This is a genomic window from Nonomuraea sp. NPDC001684, assembly GCF_053596515.1.
In genome coordinates this window covers 1-4,647 of record NZ_JBSFGJ010000599.1, presented here as the reverse complement: position 1 = coordinate 4,647, position 4,647 = coordinate 1, and the positions used below count along the sequence as shown (strand labels likewise).

Below are 4,647 nucleotides of genomic sequence, written 5' to 3'. Positions count from 1 at the left end.
TCGCACTCGAAGGATCACGCGATGGCCGTGTTCATTTCACGGCCGCCACGCTTGTGACCAGGTCAAACTCGTACACCACTCTCATGGACGTGGCCGCGGTGAGCAGCCGGCGTTGTCCGCCACCGACACCGATGACGCATGGCTGATCACGCTCGCGGACAACTGCGTCCGGGAAAGGGCTCGCGGGAGTGGCCCTGCGGCGGTGGCCGTACGCGGATCATACGGCGATCTGCCGCTGCCCCACGGCCGGCTCTCGTACGGCGACACCGCGCCTGGCCGTCAACCACTGCATCATCCGGCACGACATCCGTAGGAAGACACCATCATGAGTGAAGTACCGTCCGACGCCGAGCTGGCGAGCTCGCTCGAGGGTGGGTTCGTCAGCAGGCACGCCGACGTCAACGGGACCCGCCTGCACTATGTGACGGGCGGGCGCGGCAGGCCCCTGATCCTGCTGGGCGGATGGCCGCAGACCTGGTGGGAGTTCCACAAGATCATGCCGCCGCTCGCCCGACAGCACCAGGTGATCGCCGTCGACCTGCGCGGCATGGGCGGCTCGGCCAAGCCCGCCTCCGGGTACGACAAGAAGACGATGGCCGCCGACATCGCCGCGCTCGTCCGCCACCTGGGCCACGAGCGGGCCGACATCGCCGGCCACGACATCGGCGGCATGGTCGCCTACGCCTTGGCCGCCAACCACCCCGCCCACACCCGCCGCATCGCCCTGCTGGACATCGCGCACCCCGACGAGCGCTTCTTCAACCACTCCCTGCTTCCCCGTCCCGGCCGCCATCAGGTGGACGGCGACATCCACGCCGGGCCGGGCCGCTTCCTGTGGTGGTTCGCCTTCAACCAGGTACCCGGCCTGCCGGAACGCCTGCTCGCCGGCCGGTCCCGCGAGCTCATCGACTGGATGTGCGACTACCTGATCGAGGATCCCGCCTCCATCAGCGACCGCGACCGCGACATCTACGCCCACGCCTACTCGACCCCGGACGCCATCCGGGCGGGAAACTCCTGGTACCGGGCCTTCGCGCAGGACATCGCCGACGAGAAGACCTACGGCAAGGTCACCGCCCCGATCCTGGGCCTGGGCGGCGGGGAGAACGGTCACCTGCTCCTCCAGGCGGTGCTGCCGGACAAGGGCACCGAGGTCGAGGTGGTGCTCGTGCCCGGCAGCGGCCACTACATCCCCGAGGAACAGCCCGAGATCGTCACCGCGCACCTGACGCGCTTCTTCGCCTGACGCCGGACACCCGATCAGCCGCCTTGGCTCTGCGGGACAGCCGACCGGGCGAGGCGGGTCGGCCGGTGGTTCACACGGCGGCACTGGGCTTGAGGTCCTGAAAACCGGCGGTCGATTGACCACGAGACGGTCAAGCGAGTGCAGCCCGATGGCGCCGAACGACGCGGAGGTGCACGACAGCGAGGCCCCCACGGCCGAATCTCCCGCTGGGCCAGAACTGACGCAGTACCTGCATGGCGTCCTTCTCCATGCGTCGCGAACGTCCTGCGGCTCTGGTCAGCGCGACTGCGGGGGTCCAGCAGGGACGTCCGCCTTGTCGATGACCGGGTACCATCCCATGCGCTTCACGTCCGCCTGAGCAGGGCGCTGATCGCCTCGGCGACAGCGGCGGGTTGAGTCTCCGGCAGGAAGTGCCCACCCGGCAGCATCAAGGTGCGGACGTCCGGCGCCCAGCGGTGCCATATCGCCGAGGGGTCGAACGGCAGCACCATGTCTCCCGGGTCCTGCCAGATTGCCAAGGTGGGGGCCTTGATACGCCGAGCGACCCGCCGATCCTCGCGGTCGTGGGCGACGTCGACGAAGGCGCTGGCACGATAGTCCTGACAGATGGCGTGGATCGTTTCCGGATTACGCGTCGCGGCCAGGTACGCCTCACGGATCTCGGCGTCGAACGTGCCGGCCGCGGCCCAGGAATCGAGGAAGTGGCCGAAGAACGCGTCGGGGTCGGCGCCGATCATCCGCTCGGGCAGGTCGTTGAGCTGCGCGAGGAAATACAGATGGAAGCCGAAGACGCCACCCACACCTGCCAGTGACTCCCACATGTCCACGGTGGGAATGACGTCGATCACGCCGAGGTGAGCGACGGCGTCGGGGTGATCCAACGCTGCCCGGAATGCGACCAGCGCTCCACGATCATGGCCGACCAGGCTGAAACGCTCGTGGCCGAGCTGCCGCATCAGCGCCACCACGGTCGCCGCGGTCACACGCTTGGCATAGTGCTCGTGGCCGCCTTCTGGCTTGGCGCTGGCTCCGTAGCCGGGCAGGTCGGGGCATATGACGCGGAAGCGGTCTGCCAGCGCCGGAGCGACATCTCGCCAGGCCAAATGCGTCTGCGGGAAGCCGTGAAGCAAGAGCAGTGGAGGTCCCGCTCCTCCGGAAGCGACATGAAGGTCAAGGCCGTCCACCCTGATCAGGTGTTCATCGAAGCCTGGGATCGTTACCGACATTTCAGCCTTTCATCTGTCAATGCGGGCTCAACCGCATCGTGAACACTTCCGCCCCTGGCGCCGGGCAAGAGACGGCGCCAGGAACGCCGGGACGCCTCACGTGACGGTTCACCTTCGAGCACGCGCCCGGCCGGCCTCCGAGCTGATCGGGGATCCTTCCGCCGGCGTCGCCATACCCCCTCCCCCCCGCAAGCCGTCACACCACGCGGCTCGATTCGGGGCCCTTCGCGGGAGCGATCTTGGCGATCTCCCGCGAGAAGTACGGCACGCGGGGCCGGCGCTCCTCGTGGAGGGCGTCAGAGCGGCGGCCGCCGGCGATGCCTTGATCAGCCCTTCGGTGACCGTACGGCTGCTGCGCCATCTCACCCCGTCACCCGCTCGTACCGGCGTACCGGGTGAACAGCCGCTGAGCGACCGCGAGCTGGAGATCGTCAAGCTGGTCGCCGCAGGGAGATCCAACCCCGAGATCGCCGCCGAGTTGTTCATCTCGGCGGGCACCGCCAGGACCCACGTGGCCAACGTCCAGCGCAAGCTCGGTGTGCGCAACCGCGTGGGCATAGCCGCCTGGGCCTGGGAACACGGCCATGCGTGAACCCTGAGCGAGCGCCTGCGGTGACGCCGACGCCGTTCGATCGCGGCGACGGCGGTCGCTGCGGCGCTCTGTGTGCCGCGCGTTGTGTGCGCGATCGTGTCGAGGAGGCCGGTCCCGTCCACATCGATCACGCCCACGCCCGGGCAGGTGGCCGTACCTGGCTGTACGACTTCACCTGGCGAGGACCGGCCAGCGCGACCCACGGCATCGACGTCCCCTTCGTCCTCAGCCTCTTGCACCTCTCGCCCGGTCTGGACGAACATGCGCTTGTGCAGGGCCAGCAGCGTGCCGAGCGAGACCAGGCAGCGGACGACGTCGACGAACTGCACCGGGGACTTGACGATCTTCGTGACGCGTAAGTCCGGTCAAGATCGCGGTGACCGCGTCGAGATCGGCGGGCAGGGTCGGCCGCCTCCCGCAGCTGGTTGCGGGTGTGCGGGTCCAGGCTGGTGGTGGGCTCGTCAAGGAACAGGATCCGCGCGTCTCCGACCGGGGAGGCCGCCAGGTCGAGCCGACGCCGCATGCCGCCGGAGAACGCGCGGAGCGGGCGGTCGGCCTCGGCGACCAGCCCGGCGAGTCCCGAACTCGCGTGCCACCGACGCGACCGTCCGTTCGCCCTCCAGCATCATGCGGATGCATCCGCGAGAGGTGGGCCGTTTCAGTCCCAGCACATATCGATGCGCCGGGCGAAGTTGTCGTATCCGGCACGCTCGAAGGCCCGGGCCATCGGCTCGTTCCCCAGGTCGGTGTCCGCGGTGATGCGTTCGGCGCCCTGGGCGGCCAGCAGGCGAGTTCCCTCATCGAGCAGGTCGTTGACGAAGCCCTGACCACGATGGCCTTCGGCAACCCCCAAGTAGGCGATCACGAAGCCGTTCGGGCTCTGCGCCGGGACGACCATCCCTACCGGTTCGCCGTTCTGCTGGACGCCGACCCGCCACCATTCGCGCGGGCTGGGATAGCTCAGCAGTTCGTCGTGGTACTGCACATGGGCGTAGTCCTGGATGGAGGAGCGTGCGATGTCGGCCCGGCTGTAGGCGTCGAGCGTGCCTGGAAGGATGCCGCTCAAGAGTGCGATCGCTTCCTCCTCGTCCCTGATCGGACGGAAGGTGAGTCGGCCTCGGGGTGCGGGCAACGGTGTGTCGGATGTCCATCGGTAGCGGAGCCTCTCGACGAACACCCTGCCGCCGGTGCGCCGCACCACCTCCATCCGGTCCCTGATCCGCCTGCCGGTCTCGGGGGCGTCCCTCCAGTCCGCCGGTACGGGCTGGAGAACGTACTCAGGTGGACGGGTGCCCGCCGGGAAGAGCTCGGCCAGGGCGGTGCGCAGGAGATGCTCGCCGACGTCGATCCGAATCGGGTCGTCGCAAGTGTCTTCGATGTCGAGGGTTTCCATGACTTCCGGTTCAGTGCCGCTACGGGACCACCAGCCGACCCGTGCCACCGGCCGGCCGTCGCGCAGGGCCATCCACATCCAGTCGGCCTTGGAGGGCCGCCCGCTGTCGGTCATCGGCTCCGACCAGGGCCCCGCGCTCGGCTCGGCCGTGCACGCGGCCGTCGCCGCCGGGGCCTACCCGGGCATCGAG

General features: G+C 68.9%; 5 protein-coding genes and 2 pseudogenes. 4 read left to right on the top strand and 3 right to left on the bottom strand.

The window, feature by feature from the left end; all coding sequences use genetic code 11:
• Positions 1 to 325: 325 nt before the first annotated feature.
• Positions 326 to 1,246 (top strand): alpha/beta fold hydrolase, encoded by a 921-nt coding sequence (locus ACWCSD_RS48155; RefSeq protein WP_397159156.1) that lies wholly within the window; start codon positions 326 to 328, stop codon positions 1,244 to 1,246.
• 344 nt (positions 1,247 to 1,590) lie between these two features.
• Here the strand turns inward: ACWCSD_RS48155 and ACWCSD_RS48150 are convergent, their stop codons facing one another.
• Entirely contained in the window at positions 1,591 to 2,472 is an 882-nt protein-coding gene (locus ACWCSD_RS48150) for an alpha/beta fold hydrolase (protein WP_449925782.1), read from the bottom strand.
• A 337-nt stretch (positions 2,473 to 2,809) separates the two neighbouring features.
• Between ACWCSD_RS48150 and ACWCSD_RS48145 the strand changes: the two genes are divergently transcribed.
• Complete coding sequence (locus tag ACWCSD_RS48145) at positions 2,810 to 3,064, top strand: response regulator transcription factor (RefSeq protein ID WP_397159152.1); 255 nt, start codon at positions 2,810 to 2,812, stop codon at positions 3,062 to 3,064.
• Between the two features lie 20 nt (positions 3,065 to 3,084).
• Positions 3,085 to 3,423, top strand: a complete 339-nt coding sequence (locus tag ACWCSD_RS48140; RefSeq protein WP_397159150.1) for a hypothetical protein — start codon at positions 3,085 to 3,087, stop codon at positions 3,421 to 3,423.
• Between the two features lie 53 nt (positions 3,424 to 3,476).
• Here ACWCSD_RS48140 and ACWCSD_RS48135 read toward each other — a convergent pair.
• Together ACWCSD_RS48135 and ACWCSD_RS48130 are read right to left on the bottom strand one after the other, a co-directional pair.
• Positions 3,477 to 3,635 (bottom strand): annotated as a pseudogene (locus tag ACWCSD_RS48135) (ATP-binding cassette domain-containing protein); the annotation flags it as partial.
• A gap of 87 nt (positions 3,636 to 3,722) precedes the next feature.
• Entirely contained in the window at positions 3,723 to 4,457 is a 735-nt protein-coding gene (locus ACWCSD_RS48130; RefSeq protein WP_449925777.1) for a GNAT family N-acetyltransferase, read from the bottom strand.
• On the opposite strand from ACWCSD_RS48130, the pseudogene ACWCSD_RS48125 reads away from it, so the two are divergent.
• A pseudogene (locus ACWCSD_RS48125) lies at positions 4,456 to 4,647 on the top strand (hypothetical protein); the annotation flags it as partial. The gene ACWCSD_RS48130 and the pseudogene ACWCSD_RS48125 sit on opposite strands and share 2 nt — an antisense overlap.

Bases quoted from the DNA above. Each gene is read 5' to 3' on its own strand.
- ACWCSD_RS48155 (WP_397159156.1), top strand. From the start codon at position 326: ATGAGTGAAGTACCGTCCGACGCCGAGCTGGCGAGCTCGCTCGAGGGT.
- ACWCSD_RS48150 (WP_449925782.1), bottom strand. From the start codon at position 2,472: ATGTCGGTAACGATCCCAGGCTTCGATGAACACCTGATCAGGGTGGAC.
- ACWCSD_RS48130 (WP_449925777.1), bottom strand. From the start codon at position 4,457: ATGGAAACCCTCGACATCGAAGACACTTGCGACGACCCGATTCGGATC.